This is a genomic window from Winogradskyella sp. ABM4_392 (genome assembly GCF_056160445.1).
Genome location: NZ_JBSWXE010000004.1, coordinates 92,592 through 116,715, shown reverse-complemented (window position 1 = coordinate 116,715; position 24,124 = coordinate 92,592). Strand labels below are relative to the sequence as shown.

General features: G+C 33.3%; 19 protein-coding genes and 1 riboswitch. Of the genes, 9 read left to right on the top strand and 10 right to left on the bottom strand.

Going from position 1 to position 24,124, the window contains the following annotated elements:
* Positions 1-44: 44 nt before the first annotated feature.
* The 4 genes from ACXAFS_RS11100 to ACXAFS_RS11085 form a co-directional block, all read right to left on the bottom strand.
* Positions 45-1,139, bottom strand: coding sequence for an acyloxyacyl hydrolase (locus ACXAFS_RS11100; RefSeq protein WP_475306993.1), 1,095 nt, complete (start codon positions 1,137-1,139; stop codon positions 45-47).
* A 204-nt stretch (positions 1,140-1,343) separates the two neighbouring features.
* On the bottom strand, positions 1,344-2,438 hold the full coding sequence (locus ACXAFS_RS11095) for a homoserine dehydrogenase family protein (protein WP_475306992.1): 1,095 nt from the start codon (positions 2,436-2,438) through the stop codon (positions 1,344-1,346).
* Entirely contained in the window at positions 2,401-3,417 is a 1,017-nt protein-coding gene (locus ACXAFS_RS11090; protein ID WP_475306990.1) for an alpha/beta fold hydrolase, read from the bottom strand. The genes ACXAFS_RS11095 and ACXAFS_RS11090 overlap by 38 nt, the downstream gene beginning before the upstream one ends.
* 98 nt (positions 3,418-3,515) lie before the next feature.
* Positions 3,516-4,808, bottom strand: coding sequence for an O-acetylhomoserine aminocarboxypropyltransferase/cysteine synthase family protein (locus tag ACXAFS_RS11085; RefSeq protein ID WP_475306989.1), 1,293 nt, complete (start codon positions 4,806-4,808; stop codon positions 3,516-3,518).
* Positions 4,809-5,091: 283 nt separating this feature from the next.
* Positions 5,092-5,216, bottom strand: a riboswitch (SAM riboswitch).
* A gap of 374 nt (positions 5,217-5,590) precedes the next feature.
* On the opposite strand from ACXAFS_RS11085, the gene metK reads away from it, so the two are divergent.
* The 5 genes from metK (at position 5,591) to ACXAFS_RS11060 (ending at position 13,191) form a co-directional block, all read left to right on the top strand.
* Positions 5,591-6,844: a methionine adenosyltransferase gene (metK, locus tag ACXAFS_RS11080; RefSeq protein ID WP_475306988.1), complete on the top strand. Its 1,254-nt coding sequence runs from the start codon at positions 5,591-5,593 to the stop codon at positions 6,842-6,844.
* 148 nt (positions 6,845-6,992) lie between these two features.
* On the top strand, positions 6,993-8,813 hold the full coding sequence (locus ACXAFS_RS11075) for a carboxypeptidase-like regulatory domain-containing protein (protein WP_475306986.1): 1,821 nt from the start codon (positions 6,993-6,995) through the stop codon (positions 8,811-8,813).
* 142 nt (positions 8,814-8,955) lie between these two features.
* Positions 8,956-9,396, top strand: a complete 441-nt coding sequence (locus ACXAFS_RS11070) for a carboxypeptidase-like regulatory domain-containing protein (protein WP_475306985.1) — start codon at positions 8,956-8,958, stop codon at positions 9,394-9,396.
* Positions 9,397-9,470: 74 nt separating this feature from the next.
* The gene (locus ACXAFS_RS11065; RefSeq protein ID WP_475306984.1) at positions 9,471-11,222 is read left to right on the top strand and encodes a carboxypeptidase-like regulatory domain-containing protein; all 1,752 of its coding nucleotides are present in this window, start codon (positions 9,471-9,473) and stop codon (positions 11,220-11,222) included.
* An 82-nt stretch (positions 11,223-11,304) separates the two neighbouring features.
* On the top strand, positions 11,305-13,191 hold the full coding sequence (locus ACXAFS_RS11060; RefSeq protein WP_475306983.1) for a peptidase associated/transthyretin-like domain-containing protein: 1,887 nt from the start codon (positions 11,305-11,307) through the stop codon (positions 13,189-13,191).
* A gap of 52 nt (positions 13,192-13,243) precedes the next feature.
* Here ACXAFS_RS11060 and ACXAFS_RS11055 read toward each other — a convergent pair whose 3' ends face one another.
* The 5 genes from ACXAFS_RS11055 to ACXAFS_RS11035 all read right to left on the bottom strand — a co-directional run bounded on the left by ACXAFS_RS11055 (position 13,244) and on the right by ACXAFS_RS11035 (position 19,266).
* Entirely contained in the window at positions 13,244-16,024 is a 2,781-nt protein-coding gene (locus tag ACXAFS_RS11055; protein ID WP_475306981.1) for a carboxypeptidase regulatory-like domain-containing protein, read from the bottom strand.
* Positions 16,025-16,045: 21 nt separating this feature from the next.
* The gene (locus ACXAFS_RS11050; RefSeq protein WP_475306980.1) at positions 16,046-16,942 is read right to left on the bottom strand and encodes a GLPGLI family protein; all 897 of its coding nucleotides are present in this window, start codon (positions 16,940-16,942) and stop codon (positions 16,046-16,048) included.
* 112 nt (positions 16,943-17,054) lie between these two features.
* Positions 17,055-17,945 (bottom strand): GLPGLI family protein, encoded by an 891-nt coding sequence (locus ACXAFS_RS11045; protein WP_475306978.1) that lies wholly within the window; start codon positions 17,943-17,945, stop codon positions 17,055-17,057.
* A gap of 88 nt (positions 17,946-18,033) precedes the next feature.
* Positions 18,034-18,885, bottom strand: coding sequence for a GLPGLI family protein (locus ACXAFS_RS11040; RefSeq protein WP_475306977.1), 852 nt, complete (start codon positions 18,883-18,885; stop codon positions 18,034-18,036).
* Positions 18,886-18,897: 12 nt separating this feature from the next.
* Positions 18,898-19,266, bottom strand: a complete 369-nt coding sequence (locus tag ACXAFS_RS11035; RefSeq protein ID WP_475306976.1) for a hypothetical protein — start codon at positions 19,264-19,266, stop codon at positions 18,898-18,900.
* Positions 19,267-19,392: 126 nt separating this feature from the next.
* On the opposite strand from ACXAFS_RS11035, the gene ACXAFS_RS11030 reads away from it, so the two are divergent.
* The 4 genes from ACXAFS_RS11030 (at position 19,393) to ACXAFS_RS11015 (ending at position 23,105) form a co-directional block, all read left to right on the top strand.
* Complete coding sequence (locus tag ACXAFS_RS11030; RefSeq protein ID WP_475306974.1) at positions 19,393-20,892, top strand: sensor histidine kinase; 1,500 nt, start codon at positions 19,393-19,395, stop codon at positions 20,890-20,892.
* On the top strand, positions 20,885-21,568 hold the full coding sequence (locus ACXAFS_RS11025) for a response regulator transcription factor (RefSeq protein ID WP_475306973.1): 684 nt from the start codon (positions 20,885-20,887) through the stop codon (positions 21,566-21,568). The genes ACXAFS_RS11030 and ACXAFS_RS11025 overlap by 8 nt, the downstream gene beginning before the upstream one ends.
* 202 nt (positions 21,569-21,770) lie before the next feature.
* Positions 21,771-22,487 carry a hypothetical protein gene (locus ACXAFS_RS11020; RefSeq protein ID WP_475306972.1) on the top strand — a complete coding sequence of 239 codons (717 nt, stop codon included), beginning with the start codon at positions 21,771-21,773 and terminating at the stop codon, positions 22,485-22,487.
* Between the two features lie 3 nt (positions 22,488-22,490).
* Positions 22,491-23,105: a deoxynucleoside kinase gene (locus ACXAFS_RS11015; RefSeq protein WP_243470907.1), complete on the top strand. Its 615-nt coding sequence runs from the start codon at positions 22,491-22,493 to the stop codon at positions 23,103-23,105.
* Here the strand turns inward: ACXAFS_RS11015 and ACXAFS_RS11010 are convergent.
* Positions 23,102-24,100, bottom strand: coding sequence for an App1 family protein (locus ACXAFS_RS11010; RefSeq protein WP_475306970.1), 999 nt, complete (start codon positions 24,098-24,100; stop codon positions 23,102-23,104). The two genes, ACXAFS_RS11015 and ACXAFS_RS11010, sit on opposite strands and share 4 nt — an antisense overlap.
* Between the last annotated feature and the right edge of the window lie 24 nt (positions 24,101-24,124).

The window sequence follows — 24,124 nt, the reverse complement described above, 5'->3', positions numbered from 1 at the left end:
TCTCACTTCGACTTCGCTCAGTGACCAACTCAAGAATGACAAATTTATAATCTTACTCCAATTCCAAATTCTACAGCTTCTGCTTTAGCTCCATGAGATTTTAAGGTTATAGCTCCAAAAAATTTATTTCCAAAATAGCGTTTTAAGCCTATTCTTAAGTAAGTTCTTCCTTCAAAATCATAAGGATAATACACGTAATAACCTATTTGAGATTCTATTGACATTTTATTGATAAACAATTCATGACCCACAAATAGTCCTACACGCTTGTAATCTTCATCACCAGTAACATCTAACTCAGGAAAAGAAACGGATTGATAATAAATGAGTTCTTTTAAAAAATTAGAAAAGAACACATCTGCACCAAACTGAATAGCACTTACGTGACTAAGTCTTTTATCTGCATAAGCAGACACAATGTAAAACGGAAATTGCCCACTTCCTATAACGTCGCTCTGATTAATACCACTTCTAAAAGCTATATTATACTTAATGCGTTCTGTGAATTTTTCATCACTTAGATTATCGATGTATTCTGCTTCGTCTTCATCTAAATTATAGGTTAAACCCAAATTAAAAGTCATAGAATTAACGCTGGTGTTTGGCGCTTTTACATTGGCATTAGAATAATGAATTAATGACAAACCGGATTGCAAACCAAACCTATTAAAAAGGCGTTCTTTTTTATAATTAAGCATTACGTATGTAGAACTCAGTAAATGCGATCCGAAAGCAATGTTTTTATGATTTTCTAACTTATCATAAGGATTAGTGCTATAGGCAATACCTTGCCCAATTCTAAACATTAGGTTACGCTTAAAAAAGTAGAAATTATAGTGCGCATACAGTCCATAATTTTCACCAAGCACATCATTCTTTAAATCTTGATAAATAAAGGAAGCTCCATAATCAGGGTAGTTAAAACGTTGTTGCCAATCTTCTTCACCAAAGGTTTTCTTATTCCAACTGAGAATTACACCTTCTGGATGTCCTTGAATGAGGTGAAGAATATCGTTATTGTGAAGTGCAATATTTCCGGAGAAATAATTGACATCTAAGTATGAATTTGAGTTATCATTATTTTGAGAAAACAATAATAATCCAAACAAAACTGTAAATCCTGTCAGCCAGTACTTCATAAAAAATTGGTTACTGGCAAAAGTAACAGAATATTTAATTTAAAAACAATGTTGCAACTAAAGATAGTAGTGTTATTGCCATTAACTTTAATGCAAAACTGACTTCTAATTTATACTTTTTCATGTGATTTGGTTTTGGTGCAAATTTCTGTAATATCCACATTCTAAATTTTAGCAATAGAGCAATAAATGGTTAATAAAACATTAATTAAAACTATGTACGTTAACCTTTTGTAAATGTGCAGAAAGCTTCAGAATATCCGAAAATACACCTCTTGCGGTTACTGCCTTACCTGCACCTGCTCCTTGAATTACTAATGGTTGCTTATTATACGATTCCGTATAAATTTCAATAAGGTTGTCAGTACCTTTTAACTGCCCTAAAGTTGAAGTCTTTGGTACGGAAACAAGCTTAACTTCTAAGGTATTTTTTAGTACATCTAGTTCGCCAACGTAACGTAAAACAGTGTCTTTATTTTGTTTTGCCGTACTTGTTTTAATACTATCATCTAACTCAAAAGCACGTTCTTTAAACTCATTTAAAGATGTTGAGCCATTGAGCTGTTTGGGCACCAAAGAGGTTATGTTTACACTACTAAGTTCTACCTTTAAGCCTAATTCTCTTGCTAAAATCAAGAGCTTTCTCGCCACATCTTTACCAGATAAATCGTCTCTTGGATCTGGCTCTGTTAACCCTAATTTTACCGCATTATTTAAAACCTCATGAAAAGGCAATTCTTCTTCCGAGTAAGTATTAAAAATGTAACTCAAAGATCCTGAAAACACACCTTTTATCTTTTGTATTTCTTCACCAGAATTGTATAAACTTTTAATCGTTTCTACAATTGGCAATCCTGCACCTACATTTGTTTCGTACAGAAACCTTTTGTTGTTCTGCTTTAAAATAGCTCTTAAGTCTTTATAAAAATTATAATCTAAAGTATTAGCAATCTTATTTGCAGCAATGATGTGAAAACCATTCTCTATTAATGTCGTGTAGTTTACTACAAATTCATTACTAGCTGTAGCATCAATTGCGATAGCATGTTCTACTCCTAAAGCCTTAAAATGATTGATTATATCTTGAAGGTTATAAGGCTCTGAAAATTTTTCAAAATCCACCTCCCATTCGCCTGTAGTGTTATTAGCAAAAAATGCTAATGTTGAATTTGCAATTACAGAAATCCGAATATCTAATTGTTGCCGCTCTTGAAGCTTTCTTTTTTGTTGTTGAATCTGATTGATTAATGTAGAGCCTACATTACCAATTCCGAATATAGCTAGATGTATGGTTGTCATATTCTTCTAATTTTAGATTAAAAACTGGTTTTAATAGCTTAATGAGTTGCTGATACTCAATTAAAAAAGCATCGTGACCATCGGTTGATTTTATTTCTCCAATGGTTACATTTTCTTTTACAGATTTTAACTCTACAAATGTGCTCCAGTTTTCATCAGACTTAAAAAGCAAATCTGAATTAATAGTAATAATGTGAATGTGAGATGTAATTTTTCCAGCCACTTCTGTAAACGTACTTTTCCCTTGTGTAATGTCTATAGTTTTTAAGACCTGGTTCATTATTTTATAGGAAGAAAGCCGAAATCGATTTTCAAGTTTTTCTCCATGATGCGCTAACCATGTTTCAATCTTAAATGCATCCTTACGCTGCTTCTCTCTTTTAAATTTTGAAGCAAAAGATTCTGGCGTTCTGTAAAACGTCATGGCATGCAATCTGGCATCAAATAAAGGTTGAGACGAATGATTTAATATTTCATCTTGAATGAAGCAATTACCAATTACCCAGTCTGTAGATTTCCAGTCAGTTGCAATTGGAATTATATATTCTGCTAAATTTGGTCGTAATGCTGCCAACTCCCAAGTAATACCACCTCCAACAGATGCACCAACAACAGCATATAATCGGTTAATTTTTAAACGATCTAATCCTTCAGAAAAAATACGAGCAATATCTCTTGCTGTAAATTCTTTATAATATTCTAAAAAGGATTCTTCTAATCGGCCAAATCCATTACCTGGTACATTAAAAGCTAAAATCGTGTAAATCTCTGTGTCTATAACCTTACCTTTACCTACAATATCATTCCACCAACCATCCTTTCCTGTTATTTGAGAATTTCCTGTTAAGGCATGATTTACTAATACTATTGGGTTGTTTCCTAATGGCTTTCCGAATACTTGATACGACAATCTAAGGCTAATGTTTCTGCCACTGCACAACTCAAAATGATCTATTTCAATAAACTTAAGCACACTCATAATTGTATTTTTTATTTCTTCTCTGAAAAATTTTTAAATTAAGCTGAGCGAAAGCCTCGTCGCCCAGCTTAATTAAACAACACTAATACAAAAAGAGATTAAGCTAATTGAGGCTTTTTTATTAATTGAAATGCTTCTTTTAAATCGGCTTTTAGATCTTCAACATTCTCAATACCAACAGACAATCTTATAAGGTCTTTTGTTACTCCTGTGCTTTCTTGCGCCTCATCGTTTAATTGCTGATGCGTTGTACTTGCAGGATGAATGATTAAAGATTTTGTATCGCCAATATTGGCTAATAGCGAGAATAATTTTGTTTTATCTGCTACAATTTTTGCAGCATCATAACCACCATCAACTCCAAAAGTTACAATTCCACTTTGTCCTTTTGGCAAGTATTTTTTAGTAAGTTCATTATACTTGCTAGTTTCTAAACCAGGATAATTTACCCATGAAACTTCTGGTTGTTCTTGTAACCATTTTGCAAGTTGAAGTGCGTTTTCGCTATGCTTTTTTATTCGTAATTCTAAGGTCTCTAAACCTTGAATGATTTGAAATGCATTAAACGGACTTAACGCGCCACCATAATCTCTTAAACCTTCAATTCTAACTTTTGCAATAAATGCAGCTGCCTCTAAAGCTTCGCTATACACCAAACCATGATAACCAGGTGAAGGCTCTGTAAATTCTGGGAATTTTCCGTTTGTCCAATCAAAAGTACCAGCATCTATAATTACACCTCCAAGTGCAGTTCCATTACCATTAATGTACTTTGTTAATGAATGAATAACGATGTTAGCACCATATTCTATTGGGTTTAACAAATAAGGCGTTGCCACCGTATTATCTACAATTAATGGTACTTTAAATGCTTTTGCCTCTCTTGAAATTGCTTCGATATCTAAAACATCTAACTTCGGATTTCCTAAAGATTCTATAAAGAATGCTCTGGTATTTTCTTGAGCAGCATTTTTAAAGCTTTCTGGATTTGATGGATCTACAAAAGTTGTAGTGATGCCATGTCTTGGCAATGTTACACTCAGCAAATTATAGGTTCCGCCATACAAACTGCTTGATGCCACAATATGATCTCCAGCCTTTAAAAGTGTAAGCAACGATGTTGCTATAGCAGAAGTACCAGATGCTGTTACCACAGCCGCAATACCACCTTCTAAAGCTGCTAGACGCTGCTCTAAAACATCGTTTGTTGGGTTATTAATTCTGGAATAAATATTCCCAGGCTCTGCTAAAGAAAATAAATTAGCAGCATGATCTGAGTCGTTAAAGACATAAGCTGTAGATTGATAAATAGGAACTGCTCTGGTTCCGCCATTGTTTGCTACGTCGTGTCCTTCGTGCAACGCTTTTGTTGCAAATTTTTGTGTACTCATTTTTCTAAGTTTTTGAGTTAATAATGAGTGCTATTTGCAGAACGAGATTAATGGAGTAAGAAGTTTCTTTTTCACTAATACTTCAAAATAAAAATTGACCATAACTAAGGCTATGCTAAATTTTTATTTCTCGTCTAATCAAAAAATCTATCTGCTTCCTATCATCAATCCCATTCAACAAATAGCACGATTAAACCAAAAGCCAAATAAGCCTTTTCGTAAGGCGTACTTAATAGAAAAATGTTATAAAGAAAATGCCAATTACAAATGGGTAATTGGTCTTGAGTTATCTATCCGAACTGGCAAGAAATGATTTGCGCGTTCAAGTAGAATTTAGCACCTTCTTAGTAAGTCTAAGGGTTGCTAAGGCTTCATTGGGTCTATTCCCTCCACCTTTCTTGATAACATTTCAGTAAGTGTATTGAACTTTGTGAGTACAAATATTGCGATACAAAAGTTTAATTTCAAAATATATTTTACACTTTTTTAATTTTTTAACAAAAACCAAAGCATCCAAAACTGGTATAAACTACTGATAAACTAATAATTACAAAGATTTTTAATCAGAAAACCAAATTTTTGAAACCTAAGAATTTATGAATTCATTACCATTTGAAGTCTTTCTATCTTAATTAAAATCTTTATTTTTGCCCAGATTTATTAAGAGGAAAAATTTGTCTGATTGCAACCTCATTAAAAAATGCTAAAGCAGTTAGTATACGACTTCTCTAGCGACCAAGCAATCTCACAATTTTAAAACAACAAATTAAAATATAGGATTTATGCCATATTTATTCACTTCCGAAAGTGTTTCGGAAGGACATCCAGATAAAGTTGCAGATCAGATTAGTGATGCATTAATTGATAATTTTTTAGCTTTTGATCCAGAGTCTAAGGTAGCATGTGAGACCTTAGTAACTACAGGACAAGTTGTCCTAGCTGGTGAAGTGAAATCTAACACCTATCTCGATGTACAGCAAATAGCTAGAGATACCATTAATAAGATAGGTTACACCAAAGGTGAGTACATGTTTGACGGTAACTCTTGTGGAGTAATTTCTGCAATACACGAGCAGTCTGAAGATATTAATAGAGGTGTAGATAGAGCGAGCAAAGAAGAGCAAGGTGCAGGAGACCAAGGTATGATGTTTGGTTACGCTACCAATGAGACAAATAATTATATGCCACTCGCATTAGACATTTCTCATCTAATACTTAAAGAACTAGCTGCATTGCGTCGTGAAAACAAGGAAATTACATACTTAAGACCAGATTCTAAAAGTCAGGTAACTATTGAATATAGTGATGACAACACACCTCAGCGAATCGATGCGATTGTGGTTTCAACACAACACGATGATTTTGATACCGATGAAGCTATGTTGGCAAAAATCAGAAAGGATATTGTTGAGATTTTAATTCCACGTGTTGTTGCTAAAGTACCAGACCATATCAAACCATTGTTTACTGATGATATTAAATATCACATCAACCCAACTGGCAAATTTGTAATAGGTGGACCACATGGAGATACAGGTTTAACTGGAAGAAAAATCATCGTAGACACATACGGAGGAAAAGGTGCACATGGTGGTGGAGCATTTTCTGGGAAAGATCCTAGCAAAGTAGATCGCAGTGCTGCTTACGCAACAAGACATATTGCCAAAAACTTAGTTGCCGCAGGTGTTTGTGATGAAGTATTGGTACAAGTGTCTTATGCTATTGGTGTTGTAGAACCTATGGGAATTTTTATAGATACTTACGGTACTTGTCCTTTCAATCTTACTGATGGAGAAATTGCTAAAAAAGTTTCTGAAATTTTTGATATGAGACCAGCAGCTATTGAAGAACGTTTAAAACTACGTCAACCAATGTATAGTGAAACTGCCGCTTATGGTCATATGGGAAGACACAATGAGGTAGTTACCAAAACCTTTCAACAACCAAATGGTGAACCAAAAACTTTGGAAGTAGAGCTGTTTACTTGGGAAAAATTAGATTATGTAGACAAGGTAAAAGAAGCTTTTGGCTTGTAATTATTGCCATTCTTAATATTAAAAACTCTGATTATGTATTTAATCAGAGTTTTTTGTTTATAACAATAAGGTAGGAATTTTTAAACTAGAATTGTTTTATAACCACAAGACCATTCAATTGGTAAACTTTTAACTAAATCAATTCATTATGAAAAGCATTAAAAACTTCCCAAATCTTGTTTTAATACTTTTATTATCATTAGTTGTAGTAACATCTTGCCTTAGTGATGACGAAAGCATAGGTGGAAGTGACCCACAAGAAAACATTCCAGATACATTCTCTGAATATTTCGGAAATGAAATTTCTCGCGACTTTCTTGGAACAGTAATCGACAAAAACCATAATCCCATTGAAGGAGCTACAATTACTATCGGTAACGAAACCGCAACAACCGACAGCAATGGTGTTTTTATGATTAATAGCGCTACAGTTAACCAACGTTTTGGCTATATAAAAGCCGAAAAAGCTGGTTACATCCACGCCTCAAGAAGTGTTGTACCTTCTAATGGCACCAACAAAGTTACCATTATGATGCTAGAAGCTACCGTTACAGGCTCTGTAACAAGTGGCACTTCTGGAACCGTTACAGCAACCGATGGTAGTTCAGTGAGTTTTGATGGAAACTTTATTAAAGAAGACGGTTCAAGCTATGATGGCTCTGTAGATGTAATTTTACATCATTTAGATCCTGCTGATGACGATATGCCAATGCAAATGCCAGGAATGTTATATGCTGAAAATGAAAATGGTGCTGAACGTATGCTTCAAACTTTGGGTATGCTTGCTGTGGAACTTAGAGGCTCTGGTGGAGAAGATTTAAATTTACCTGAAGGGTCAACTTCTGAAATTAAAATTCCTGTTGATGCTAGTCTAATGAGTATAGCTCCTAACACCATTCCGCTTTGGTATTTTGATGAAGTCAATGGCTATTGGAAAGAAGAAGGACAAGCAACTTTACAAGGTAACATGTATGTGGGCACAGTATCTCATTTTAGCTTCTGGAACTGTGATATTCCTACTGAAGCTATTACACTTTGTGTTACAACCACAGATGAAGACAATGTTCCTTTAGCAAATATGGCTGTATCTATTACAAGTGCAACATTTGGGACTACATATGGCTATACAAATGAAAACGGTGAAGTTTGCGGCTATGTACCAAGTAATGAAGGCTTAGAACTAAACGTGTATAGCTATGATGTATGTGGTGATACTGCATTACACACAGAAACTGTTGGTCCTTTTACTGTAGATTCTAGCATAACGGTTATTGTACCAGATAATCCAGATGTTGTTCAAGAAACTGTAGTTGGTACCTTTAACACGTGTGCAGAAGAACCTGTAACAGATGGTTATGTGCAATTACGATACGGCAACCAAACCTTTATTGATGCTGTAAGTAATGGTGAATTTGAAATTAATCTTTTAAGATGTAGCGATAATAACTCATTTGCTATAGAAGCTAGTGACTACGTTAACTTACAGGTTACAGATAGTATAAGTTATACCTTTACAACACCTTTAACAGACATAGGAACTATATCTGCATGTAATGCTGTAACTGAGTTTATAGAATATACAATTGATGATGGAGAGAGTACCATTATTTTTGAAAATATTTCTGCTAATTTCTATGTAGAAAGCCCTAATTATCCTGGACCTACAATAGATATTTTTGCATCTAGTAACGATCAAGGAAATTGTTTTTACATGTATGGTGCGCTTAATGAGCCTGATTATTTAGGTACTTATGATAATTACTCCTTTAATGGTACAGTAGGTGATACAGGCTTTTTTATTGGTGAATGCTTAAGTGTTGCTGATGAAAACAATGATATTACCTATAATCTATCAGCTTTAGGAGACGTTGGTGAATATATAGATATAAACTTTAGTGGCAGTTATGAAGATTGGAATGGAAATACTCACACTATAAATGGAGTTGTGCATGTATTGAGAGATAATTAATAACCTAATTATCAATATTATAAACATATAAAAACGCTCAAATCAGAATTTTAAGATTTGAGCGTTTTTATTTATAAGAATTTTAACGCAACCCTTTTACACTTCTTGTATCTTCGATATATAAAACATCATCAATCATTACATGAAATCAACTGCATTAAAAGTATTTGTATTTCTTATTTGTATCTTTTTTATATCATCTAATAATAATTCTGAAGATAAATTAAAAGAGCAAATTAATAATACAAATACATTAACCGAATACTTGGGAAAACCCATTGAAGTTAACTTTAAGGGCTCAATCGTCAATGACAATAATGAGCCTCTAGACAGTGTTACAGTAACTATTGGAAACCAATCCGTGCAAACAGATGCTCAAGGTAATTTTGAAATAAAAAAAGCAACTGCTCATGACAATTTTTTGCCAATAGAAGCTCAGCGCAAAGGTTACAAAAATGTCATCTTAAACCTAAATCCAAATACCAAAGACAACAATATAGATATCACCCTTAAAAAAGAAGGTACCACTTGTCTTTTCTGGTTTTGCGAGCATAACCACAATCTATCTACCACTTCGAATTAGCAAAATAAACTAAGTTTATACGCAACCCTTCATTGATTTTAGCATCTAACAAGAAACGCTAAAAATCAATCGCTATGAAACCAATCAAACTTTTCCGTTTACTAATACTCTTATTTCTTATTTGCAATCTTTCATGTCAACTAGATGATGGTTTTACAAATAATGATTCACAAAATACCTTTTCCCAATATTTCGGAAATGAAATTTCCAGAGATTTTTTAGGAACTGTTATTGATAAAAATCATAGCCCAATCCAAGGTGTAACAGTTACTATTGGTGATGATAGTGCAATAACGGATAGCAATGGCATTTTTATAATTAATAACGCTACCATAAATCAACGATTTGGCTACATAAAAGCCGAAAGAGCTGGTTATATCCATGCCTCTAGAAGCGTTGTCCCAACAAATGGCACCAACAAAATCACCATCATGATGCTTGAGGCTACCGTTACAGGATCTGTTACTAGTGGTAGTTCAGCAACTATAACAACTAACAATGGTAGTTCTGTAAGTTTTGATGGCAACTTTATAAAAGAAGATGGCTCAGCATATTCTGGTTCAGTAGACGTTATTATGCATCACTTAGACCCAGCGGATGATGATATGTCATTGCAAATGCCTGGAATGCTTTATGCACAAAATACCCAAGGAGAAGAACGTATGCTTCAAACCTTAGGTATGCTTGCGGTTGAACTCAGAGGGTCTGGTGGTGAAGATTTAAACTTAGCTGAAGGCTCTACTTCAGAAATTAAAATTCCTGTAGATCCTAGCTTAATGAATATTGCGCCAACAACCATACCTCTTTGGTATTTTGATGAAGTTAATGGCTATTGGAAAGAGGAAGGTGAAGCAACGCTACAAGGTAATATGTATGTAGGTACCGTATCGCATTTTTCTTTTTGGAACTGTGATATTCCAGCAGAAGCTATCACACTTTGCATAACTTCAAAAAATGAAGATGGCGTTGATCTAAATAATTTAAATGTTAAAATCACTAGTTCCGTATATGGGACACGATGGGGCCAAACTAATGAAAAAGGGGAAGTTTGTGGTTTAGTTCCACGAAATGAAAATCTAGAGCTTAGCGTTTTTGGTAATGATTGTGATAATTCTCCTCTTTATACAGAAATAATTGGACCTTTTAATTCTGACTCTAGTATTACTATAATTGTACCTGATAGCCCATACATTATTCTAGAAACAATTACAGGAATCTTAAATACCTGCGATGGTGATTCAGTGACCAACGGTTATGTAGAAATCAACTATGGTAACTTAACCTTTTATGAATATTTAAGCAACGGAAGTTTTGAAATTATTCTCAACAGATGTTCTAATAATGATAATAATACTTTTTCTATTATTGGTAGTGATTTTTCTAACTATCAAACCACAGAAAGTACTAACTACACTTTTACAACACCCTTAACTGATATTGGTACACTAAATGCGTGTCTATCACAAGAAGAATATATACAATACGTAATTGATAACTCTATCTTTGTTTCATACACAGATTTTATTGATGTTATTCTTGGAGATGATAGATTGGTTATCTTAAAATCAACTAATGGTGCATTCTTAGCAGATTTACCGAATCAAATAGGTACCTATACTGTTGACTCAGAAAACTCAAATGTATTTAATTTCAACGTACCAGGAAGCGGATATATTTTTATGGGACAAGAAGGTATTGTCATAAATGTAACTTATGTAGGAACTGGAATAGGTGATTTTATCGATATGAATTTTTCTGGTACATTTATAAATCAAGGTACAACTAGAACTATTGATGGCTTTGCCCATGTAAGAATAGATTTATAAATGGGATTGTAGAATTTGCATTAATTAAAACCGTAAATTTATAAGCATAATGTTTATTATCATTTAATCGAAAACCACTAACATGAAATCAACCGATCTATTAAAGCTTCTGATTTTATTCGTTTTATTATTTGCTTCATGTCAAAAAGATGATGGAAACTCTGGTGGCGAACCACAAGAAAATATTCCTGACACCTTTTCTGAATATTTTGGTAATGAGATTTCACGAGACTTTTTAGGAACGGTTATCGATAAAAACCATAACCCTATTGAAGGCGTAACTATTAGCATTGGTAACGAAACAGCATTAACTGACAGTAATGGTGTATTCATTATTAGAGATGCCAACGTAAATGAACGTTTTGGGTACGTAAAAGCTGAAAAAGCTGGATACATTCACGCTTCACGAAGTGTTGTGCCTTCTAATGGCACCAACAAAGTAACAATTATGATGCTAGAGGAAATGGTAGTAGGTACAGTATCTAGTGGAAGTTCTAGTACTGTTACCATTGATGGTGGAAGCTCTGTAAGTTTTGAAGGCAACTTTGTAAAAGAAGATGGCTCTACTTATGATGGCTCAGTCAATGTGATTATGCATCACCTAGACCCAACCGACGAAGATATGCCTATGCAAATGCCAGGTATGTTGTATGCCGAAAATGAAGATGGAGCTGAACGCATGTTACGAACATTAGGTATGCTTTCTTTAGAACTCAGAGGTTCTAGTGGTGAGGATTTAAATCTAGCTGAAGGCTCAACTTCTGAAATTAAAGTTCCTGTTGATGCTAGTTTGATGAGTATTGCACCTAACACTATTCCGCTTTGGTATTTTGATGAAGTCTATGGCTATTGGAAAGAAGAAGGACAAGCAACGCTACAAGGTAATATGTATGTTGGTACTGTATCGCATTTTAGTTTTTGGAATTGTGATATACCAGCTGAAGCTATTACACTTTGTGTTACTGCAACTAATGAAAATGCAATTGCTTTAGCTGATCTTTATGTCAGTATTACTAGTGATGCTTATGGCACAACTTATGGTTACACCAATAATAATGGTCAAATTTGCGGTTTTGTACCAAGTAATGAATCTCTAACTCTTAATTTGTTTGGTTCTGATAATTGTAATGATATTCCATTATACAATCAGACTATTGGTCCTTTTGGTACAGACTCTAATATAACAGCTATTGTCTCTAACAATTCTAATATTATTGAAGAAACAATTGTTGGTAATTTTTTAACATGTAACGGTGAATCTGTAACAGATGGTTACGTACTATTAAATTATAATAATAGGGAGTATTCAGATGTAGTTAATGACGGTATATTTGAATTTACATTTTATAGATGTACAGAAACTTCTGAGTTTACCCTTAGCGGAATTGACTATAGCAATTCTCAAAGTTCTATTGCAATGAACTATAATTTCTCCTCTCCATTGACAGATATTGGAGACATGTCGGCTTGTGTAGATTATGGCTATAACTATATTTACTTTCAAGTAGGAGATTTTGAGCCAAATTCTTGGGTAGAACTCCCAAATGAACCTGGTACTGAAGATGCTTTAGTTTGGATTTGCCAATATGACGATCAAAACACCAACAATCGATATAATACTGGTGTAAGAAAAGATAACTGGAGTCAATACTTTACTCTTTGGCTTTATAATTTCTATGGATCTGGTAATTATGTTGGTGATAATGGAATAAATAATTTATCTACACCAAATTCAAAAATTATATCTCTAGGAACTATCAATTACAGTGATGATATAACATTTCCCGAATTGGTAAATTTTGATGGTATGACAGAAGTAATCACTTTTGGTGGCTTAGGTGAAGTTATGGAGATAAATTTTTCAGGAGTTGTTGATATTCAGTTTTATAACACCAGTATAGGGCAGTTCACTATACTTGAAGAAGATGTTCCAATAAATGGATTTATGCATCTTATCCGAGAAAACTAAAAAAAGCCTTCTGCACTTCAACTTCGCTCAGTGACCAGAAGACTTTTTAATATTATAAAGTATACGTCAATCTAAACGTAATAAATCGAGGTTGTATAAATGTTTCAGAACTAAATACCGAAATAGTACCTGCACCATTGCTAATATTAGAATCGATATCCAAGAGGTTTGAGGCTCTTAACGAATATTCCCATTTAGCATCTCTATCTTTTCTATAGCGTAAAGATGCATCCCATGTTTTAAATACTTCGGTCTGCCCTGCACTTTCTTGTTCGTTATAAGTAAACTCGGTTACAAATGTAAGTGCATCCCAAATGTACGCATCAAACTCTATTGATGGCGCTCTGGTTATAAACTTAGTCGTATTGTTTCCTTGGTCATTATCTCGTTCTGTAAATCTGTAGCGCAATCTTACATTTGGCGCTTCTCTAAAGTTTGTTCTTAATTCTGGCGAGTAAGACTGTGTAAAACTTTCATTAAGTGATTGTCTTCCTTGAATAAACTGGTTTAGTTTACTGTAATTAAAATTAGCGCCCAAACGTGCTCTAATTTTACCAAATGTACGTTCTACTCTACCAAAAACCGAAGCACTCTCATCTGCAAATTGAGAATTGAAGAAAGTACTTGTTCTAATAACACTTTCAAAATTGGTTAAACCACGTATTTGGTCTTCATTTTTACTATAGTTAGCACCTGCAAATACATTTGTGTAGTTAAATAGATTAAAACTACTATAAAACAACCTAAAGTTATGAGATAATGCATTCTGTAATTCTGGGTTACCAAATTGTATACTGTTGAAGTTATTAAGCACTAAACCTTCAGCTATGTTGGTGATGTCCGTAAAGGTATTAGTCATGTTGTAATTAAACTGTAATGCTTCACTCTTTTTAAACTGTATACGTGCTTCAAAATCTGGTAATACATTAAAGAAATTATCTTTGAAGGTGTCTCCGCTTTGAGTGTTTTGATTGCTGTAGGCATGGAATGATACACCTGGTGTAAAGGTGAATTTACCTGTTTTAAATCTGTAATGCACACCTAAATATACATCACTAAAGCGATATTCTACATTGTCATTTTCTGCAGAAAGTAACTCTCCTTCATTGGTTATAGTTGGTGTAGGATTTAAGCGTGTACCATCATCTAGGAACTGAAAAATATTAGAATTAAATTTTTGATTACTAAATATGGTACCCAAAGTTAGGTTGATGTTACTTTTTGAATTCAAAATATTATAGTAATCTAACTTAGCATCTAACTGATTACTTTTTACACGTCTTTCTTGATTTATATCATAGTTAAACTGATCTAAATTAAATCCTAAACCATCCGCTGTATTATCAAAGGCATCATTATCAGGATCTTCATTATTTGTTGGGTCATTATCTAATAAGGCATTGTAAAATGGGTCTTCATCCTTAATTAAATGCTGTGCTTCAAAAGCAAAAATGTTATTTTCGTTGAGCGTGTAATAGTAATTTAAATTCTGATTAATACTGAATGGATTCACTTGATCCACTTGATTGGTATTACCAACCACAGATGAAAATAAGTTCTGACGTTCTTCATCATCTGATGTGCGCGCTAATACATCATAGTCTAATTGATTATTTACATTTGGCTTGTAAGACGCACTTAATTTAGCAATAAACTGATTTGTTGCTTCTCTACCTGTAGATTCAGTTGCTTCATCTGGCGGAATACTTGTAGATTCATCTATTGGTGTAGATGGATCATCTTCTACTTCAATATAATCGATGAAGCTTTCTTCGCGTGTTCTTAAACGACTACTATTATAAATTAAGAATCCGCTTAAGTCTAACGCTTTATTTGGGGAGTAACTAAAGTTAGCAGATGCTAATTTTGTCACCACTTCTTGTGCATTGGCTATACTGGTTAATCCACCAAGTCCGTTGTCTCCCAAATTAATACTTGTACCACTTGTTCTGCTAGGCAATCTAAATCCACCACCAAATCCTCTGAGGTCTCTATTGGTTAATGCTACCTCACCTATGTTATTCATATCACCAATAAGGTTGATACTGTATTTAGGACTGTAATAGAATAACTTTGGCTGCACCAAATACAACTCATCATTTGGTGAAGGTGCTGTACCTGCTCCTGCTGTAATATCACCAAACCAAAAGTTCTCTTTTCCTTCTTTGAGCTTAATATTTATAGCTACGTTATCTTGATTATTTTGCACACCTCTTAACTGACCTACTTCGGCATAATTACGAAGTACCTGAACTTTATCTACAGCATTTGAAGGGATATTTTTAGTTGCCAATTTGGTATCACCATCAAAGAAATCTTTTCCATTTACCATAAGCTTACTTACGGTTTTACCTTCTACCTCAATTTGACCATCGTCGTTAATCTCTACTCCAGGTAATTTTTCTAAGACATCCTCAAGCTTGCGTTCACTTCCATTTTTAAACGAATCTGCGTTGTAAACAATTGTATCTCCTTTTACAGTTACTGGCATTTCGTAGGTTAATTCTACCGCATCTAGAGAATTATCTGGCATTAAAATAAAGTCTTTTGTAATATCAACTTCTGCTGTTGATACAATTTCTTCGTGTGATTTTAAACCAATGTAGCTTACTTGAAGTTTATATTTACCATTTTTTCCTAATGATAGTACATATTTTCCTTTATCATTAGTAACAGCATAAGACTCTAAGCCATTAGTTTCTTGATTTATAGCTATTACATTTGCTAATTCTAAGGGTTCGCCTATACTATCTTTTACGATACCCTGCATTTTAATTTGAGCAAAAGAACTACTAGCTGCTACTAAAAATAGTAGCATAAAAAATTGTTTCATAAGTCGGTTGTTAGTCTTTTATTAATTTCTTCTACCGCGTCCTCCACGACCTCCTCTTCGTCCACCATACATTTCGCGCATTTCTTGCATTTTTTTGGTGATGATGTCGTTGTATTCCGCTTTAGTTACTTCTTCTCCTTTTTTAGGTTTTTCTATTTCCTCTTTTTCTTCAGGATTCATAACTATCTTAGTACATAGTATTGTCGTTCTGTCGGCATTAATCTCTAAGATTAAACCAGGTAAGCCCCAATAATCATCAGGCCCTTGATTGATTGGCACTTGAGGAGTATACCATGCTACCACTTCTATCGTTTTTGGCACCTCAATCTCACTCATTGGGTCGTCATCCTTTTTAATAGAGTCGTTCTTCTTTTCACCTTCTTTCTTGTCATTATCTCTATCTCTTCTACGTCTCATACTTCTCCAATCAAACTCGTCTACAGTCTTTGTGGCTGTGGCTTTAAAACATGTATACTGACCTATTTGCTTAGTCTCTGTGCCCATTGTCCATTCCAAAGACTTTAATTCATCCTTTATTAAAAATTGTTTTCCAAAGAATTCTTGATCTTGTAACAATTCTTTAGACTTTACATTTTTATATTTTGGCCCACCAGTAAAGCTACTTGCAAAACCTCCCCAACCTCTTCCTGAGCCAGGAGCTTCTAGTTTTTCATCTTCTTTGTATATGGACTCTTCTTTATTAAAAGTTAGAATGTATTCTTTCTCAAGGAAACTTTTCATGCGTTCTTCTATACGTTTCTTTTGTTCAGGTGTCATTTCTCTTCCGCCCCATTGATCTAAATCCATTGTGGTTTTAGACATGTAATATGCTTTTCCCTGAAAGTCTTGCTGAGCAAAGGCTGTTGTGAAGAAGCCTAAAAAAATTAATGCTACTAAGTTTTTAAATAATCTTTTCATTCTCTAAGTTTAATCGTGGTTAACAACTATAAAAATATCATACTAAGTTTAGACTTAGACCTTTTTAGATGCTTTTTGTTAGTTTTAATTGCGTTAAACTTGTGTTAATAATTTATCCTCTTCGTCTTCCCATACGATTATCTCTAAACTCCTTCATCTTCTTTACAATGGTAGTCTGATAGTCTTGTTTAGTAATTTCTTTACCCTTGTCTGGTGCTTCAATCTCTAGCTTCTCTTTTGGGTTTAGTACTATTTTGGTGCATAATAGTGTTGTATTACCTGCACTAACCTCGAGAATTAGACCTGGCAGTCCCCAATACTCTAATGGTCCGTGACCTACAGGAACTTGTGGTGAATACCATGCTTCTACTTCTGTCATTGGGACATCTTCTTGTTCTTCTGCTACTGCTTTAGTACTTGTTGAGTCGATTTTCTTTTCGGCTTCAACGCTACTAGTTCTTAATCTACTCCAAGAAAAATCATACCAAGTTAACTCACTGGTTGGTATAGATGCAGTAGCCTTAAAACAGGTATAATTTCCAATTTGTTTGGTTTCTTCACCTAGTATCCAATTAATATTCAACAACTCATCTTTAACCAAAAATTGCTTACCATAGAATTCTTGATTTTGAATTTGTGTATTGGTTTTTACATTTTTGTATTGTCTACCTGGTGAAAAGTTTTTACCCCAAGAATCTGTTGCTCCAGACATTGCATCTAGCTTTTCATCTTCGTAAAACAGAGCTTCTTCTTTATTGAAGGTTAAAACATACTCTTTTTCTAATCTGTTTTTTAACCTTGCCTCTACCTGCTTTTTTTGCGCTTCACTTAATCGATCTCCCCATCTTCCGAGTTCCATCTTAGATTTAGATATGTAAAATGCTTGTCCTTGGAAATCATCATTAGAATTATTGTAAGTTATGCCTCTCTCATTTTTTGTCAATTTTCCAAAAAATAAGAGCGCTAAAAGAACAAAACCAGTTTTAAAGAATAGTGATTTCATGATAAAGATTTTTAATTTTGTTTAACGAATATATTATTTAATTAAACAAAACTTGTCGCTTTACCATAAAATTAACACTGACAAGTATTTAGCCACCTATCCTAATTTCGATACTCTCGCCATTACCTCTTCCTTTTCTTGGCCTAAATCTCTCCATCATTTCATTGGCTTTTTTATCCATGATTTCTTCATACTTCTCTTGATTGACTACCTTACCTTTCTCTGGTTCTTTAATATCAATCTTATCTTTTGGATTTAGTACAATTTTACTGCACACTATGGTTAATTTACCATCATGAACTTCTAAAATTAGACCAGGAAGCCCTTGGTAATTATCCGGACCGTTATTAACTGGTATTTGAGGTGTATACCAAGCTGTAACTGTTCGTTCTTCCATTTCAGGTTCTTTCTCTTCCTCTTCTTCATTTTCACTATTAAAAACTACTCTTGGTTTTTCTACCATCTTCGAGTATGTTGCTTTATAACATTGGTATTCTCCAATATACTTAGTTTCAGAACCTAATTCCCAATCTATTTTTTCAATACCATCTTTTACAAGAAATATTTTTCCATATGTATCAACTTGTTCAGAAAACCTCTGCTCCTTAGTATTTTTATACAACACATCAGATCCTCCGCCTCCACCAATTGAAACAATCTGAATACCATCTCCCATTCCAACATTTGGTTTGTCTAACTCTTCTTCTTGTTTATAGATAGATTCTTCTTTATTGAAGCTAAGTGTGAATGTTTTTTGAAATTGCTTCTTCATCATTGCTATCATTTTCTGATGCATTTCATCATTCATCTTTGTACTGTCTAGCTTAATGTCTACTTGCCGCTGCGTCTTGTATGTTGCAACACCTTGAAAGTCTTGTGCATTAACAGCTGTAAAAACAGCTGTTAATGCCAAAACTACAACTCTAACAATTGTGGTCATTTTTGATTGATTTTAATTATTGTAATATTTAATAGCTGATGATCTTAGCTTTGAAACTAAAGATAAAAATTCTTCTGGTTCATTAGAATTACCTTCAATTTTGTAAGTCATTGTAGATTTTTTTCCGTTAGACATTTTTGTTCCATTACAAACTAGGCTAAATGAAATTTCTTCATTAGGATCAGACGCGTTCAAAATTTCTTTAATGTCTTCTACTTTAAAAGTTTTTTCAATGTCTTTTGCTGAATCTACAGTAACGACTACTTCTAAATTAGTGATTTTTGTTTGTGACAAATTACCAATCTTTTCGTTTTGTGGATTCTGGCTAAATCCTAATGTTGCTAATACTAATGCTAAGCACGTTAATACATTTTTAAACATAACTGTTGTTTTTAATTGATTAATACACCACAAATATCTAGACTTAGTTTTGTTATTTGAGTTAACTAGTGTTAACGTGTGTTAACCGATTAATGCTAACTAGTTTTTTACATTTACTTTTGAATTATGAACGATAAAAGATATAAATGGATTTTGCACACTATTGTAGCTGTAATCATAGTTACAATTGGGATACAAATATTTTGGAACTACAAGAACTACCAGTCTAACAAACAACAACTTATTAATGATGTTCAGGTTAGTTTAGACAAGGCCGTAGATGACTATTATGCGGTTTTAGCCGAGCGTACTACAATTGGAATCTTCTTGGAAGGCGACCAACAAAAAGATCCATTAAAAAAAGGAAGTCACATTCAAAAGTTTTTAAAACAAATTGATGAAGACTCTTTTGGATTTAAAGGACTAGACCAGATTGACATTAATGACATTGAGGGTGTAACTGTATTAACAGGCACTAAAGCAGACTCAATGTCTAAGGTTATGGATGAGCAGATAAAACCATCTAAAGCAGAAGATTTTAAAAAGAAACTAGACAGTATCAAGAACGATAAAAACATCAAGGATATTTCAGAATTTGAAATTCTTACTTCTAAAATTGTTATATCCATGAGCAATGATAGCTTGGATCTTCTTGAGTTAGACAGCTTGGTTAAACAAGAATTTCTGAGAAAGAAGCTTTATATAGATTATGATTTACACTTTAAAAAAGAGAAAAGCAAAGACACATTAACTGATTTTAAAAATAAGCTTTATACCTCATCTAAATCTACTTTTTTACCAAAAGGGAGTCAACTCGATATCAGTTTTACAAATGAAACTAAACTAGTCTTAAAGAGAAGTTTGGTAGGTATTCTTATTTCGGCTTTATTAATTGCAGCTGTAATAAGTAGTCTTTTTTATCTATTAAAGATTATAAAACACCAAAAACAATTAGCTGAAGTAAAGAACGACCTTATTAGTAATATTACTCACGAGTTTAAAACACCTATTGCTACTATAGGAGTAGCTTTGGAGAGTATTAGCAACTTTAACGCTATTGAAGACAAAGAAAAAACCAAAAACTATGTAAACATGTCTTCTCAGCAATTAGAAAAGCTAAATCTTATGGTTGAAAAATTATTAGAGACTGCCACATTAGACAGTGACAAATTAGAACTCAACAAGGAATCGATAGATATTGTAACGCTTCTTAACGACTTAACCAGACGTTATAAAATTCAGTTTCCTGATAAAGAATTTAATACAAGTCTTAAGGTTGAACACCTAGAAACAACTATTGATGTGTTTCATTTTGAAAATGCTCTAAATAATATTCTAGATAACGCTGTTAAATATGGAGGCAACATTATCTCTGTAGATTTAATTCCGAAGGAAAAAAGCTTCGAAATTTTAATCTCAGACAATGGCAACACTTTATCTAAAGCTAATAAAGAACGTATTTTTGAAAAATTCTATCGTATACCTAAAGGTAATACGCACGATGTTAAAGGGTTTGGTATTGGGCTATATTACACCAAATCTATCATTGAAAAACATGGTGGAAGCATTGATATAAACTTAAGTAAAGATTTAACAACCTTTAAAATCACAGTACCAAATGGCTGATAAAATAAAACTACTTCTTGCTGAAGATGAAGCTGCGTTAGGACAAATTATAAAGGAAAGTCTAGAAACCAGAGATTTTGAAGTGCTACTCTGCGATAATGGTGATAAAGCCTTTGAAAAATATCAGTCAGAGCATCCAGAAATTTTAGTTCTCGATGTTATGATGCCAAAAAAGGATGGCTTTACTTTGGCTAAAGACATCAGAGCCATTGACGATGCTATTCCTATTATTTTCCTAACTGCAAAATCGCAATCAGCAGATGTTGTAGAAGGATTTTCTATTGGAGGAAATGACTACCTAAAGAAACCTTTTAGCATGGAAGAGCTCATCGTAAGAATTCATAATCTTCTTAATCGCACTAAAGTTCAAAAAACTTCCGAAAATTTAATCATTGGCAAATACAACTTTGATTTCCCAAAACAACAACTTTACTTTGAAAACGATGAAGCTATACAACTTACGCACAGAGAAGCGCATTTATTATTTCATCTTATAAAAAACAAAAACAAAGTTTTAGACCGTTCACTTATTTTAAACAAGCTTTGGGGAACTGATGATTTTTTCTCTGCCAGAAGTATGGATGTTTTTATTACCAAACTTCGAAAAAAACTCAAAAAAGATGAGAACTTGCAAATTATAAATGTTCGTGGGTTTGGTTATAAACTTACTGATTAAGGCCTTATACTTTTTTTGTCCTTCAGAATATGTTTCAGCATCCCTATTAATTCTTAAACTTCAATTTTAAAAAGATTCTGAAAGTAGTTCAGAATAATACAATCATTGGTGCAATTTTTGTATTTTTCTGTCTTGTATGAAGCATTTAATTTATTTCCTTTTTCTATTCAGTCTTCCGCTCTGCGCCCAAGATAATGTACAGATGCAGATTAAAGATTCAACCAAAATCAAGGCTAAATCTATTTTTGGGATAGACACTTTCAGTACTTTATATTACGCTTCTAACGACAACACCTTTAATAAAAAAACAAAGGATACTACGATTACATATGCCAACTTTCAACTTGGCGAAATCACAACAGCTAATACTTTTAATCCTTTAAAGATTAATTTATTTTACAAGGATTTTAATACAGTTGTGATATTGGATAATCGTTTGGCTGAAATTTTTAAAATAGACTTTAATACACTTCAAAATTACAAGAATGTCAGCTTTGTTTCTACAGGCTATGATAACACACTTTGGATTTTTAATCAGGATTTACAACAATTAGAATTGTACGATTATAAAGCCAATAAAATCAAACAAAAAACGGTTCCGGTTCAATCTGAAGTTTTGGATTTAAAAAGCGACTATAACAACTGCTACATGCTTACCGAAAAATATCTCTATATCTATAATTATTTTGGAAGTTTAATAGCAAAACACCCTAATAATGGCTATACAAGTCTAGCATTCAGTAAGGCGCATTTGGTTTTAAGAAAAGAAAATAATCTCTTTTTACTATCTAAAAACAGTGATGAAATAAAACCGATTGAACATGTAAATTTGTTAATAAGTCAGTTTTTGGTAACCAATGAAACCTTGTATATTTACCACGACGAAATTCTACGTCAATACCAACTTAAACTACAATAGATTATGCATTTTGCCATTGCTGGAAATATAGGAGCCGGAAAGACGACGTTGACTAAAATGTTAGCAAAACATTATAAATGGGAAGCCCAATTGGAAGACGTAGTTGACAACCCGTACTTAGACGATTTTTACAATCAAATGGAACGTTGGAGTTTCAACCTACAAGTATATTTTCTTAACAGTAGATTTCGTCAAATAAGCCAGATTCAAACTAGTGGCAAAGACATTATTCAAGACAGAACAATCTACGAGGACGCTCATATTTTTGCTCCCAACCTACATGCCATGGGTTTAATGACCAATCGCGATTTTGAAAATTATTCTTCTTTATTTGAATTGATGGAATCTTTTGTAAAAGGTCCAGACTTATTAATCTATTTAAGAAGCTCAATTCCTAATTTGGTAGCGCAAATACATAAACGCGGTCGTGATTATGAAAACACTATTAGTATAGACTACCTAAGTCGACTAAATGAACGCTACGAAGCATGGATTACAAAATACGATAAGGGTAACTTATTAATTATAGACGTAGACAATCTAGATTTTGTTGCCAATCCTGAAGATTTAGGAGGCATTATCAATAAAATTGATGCAGAAATTAACGGTTTATTTTAAGCTATAAAACCATGTGCTCTGGCATGTTCAATGGCTTGAGCACTACTTTCTACCAATAAAACTTTGGTGGTTTTATAATTCTCTACAAGCGTTTTTACTCTAAGCATTTTCTTTTTATGCTTTACGCTCCTTAAGTAAATGGCTAAAATTCTTTCAGGAAATTCTTCTGCTATTTCCATATAAATATCAGGATCGTGTTCACCGCTATCTCCAATTAAAATAAAAGGTAAATTAGGATAAGTCTTTAATAAGTTTAGGATTTCTCTTTGCTTTTGTGGTTTTTGATTTTGAGGTTGCTTTCGTAGTAGATTACTAAAATTCCTTAGTAAAATTGGTCCTTTTGGAAAGTTGTGCTGTCTCAAAAATAATTCCAAATAGCGATATAAATTCCATGGACTATGACTAACATAAAATATTGGATTAGTGTTTTTACCAGATACGCCTCTATATAATTTATGATAAAAATCTGCTGCGCCTTCTAGAGGAATTCTATTTTTTGCGTGTTTAAATACTGAGTTATAAATAACTTTCCATTTTAATGTACTAACTACACCAGTATGTAAAATAGTATCATCTATATCACTGGCAACACCAAATTGTGCTGTGGTTGAAGGAATTAATATTTCACCAGGAAACCTGTTGTCATTTTGTATTTTCCTTTTAATATTTTCATCGCTATATGAAAGCTCAAACGAAAGCCAATCTTCATCATTGGTTAGTTTTGATAGATCATTCAGATTTGCTTCGATCTTATAATAGCCATCTCTGTCCGTTTTTCCTTTAAGAGTAATACCATTAGATAATTTAATACTTACCTCTACGTTTTTAATTTCGTCTGTTTCAAAACGTTTCCAAGTATTAATAATAAGGTGCCAAGTATTTTGATTTTCGAGATCAATAGACTCATCTTCAAAAGCTCTACCACGTGCATAGAAATGCGTATCTGTGCCATAGCCCTGAAATGCAATTATTTGTAGTGGATCTTTTGTAAACATCTATTAATCTTAATACGTAAAAAT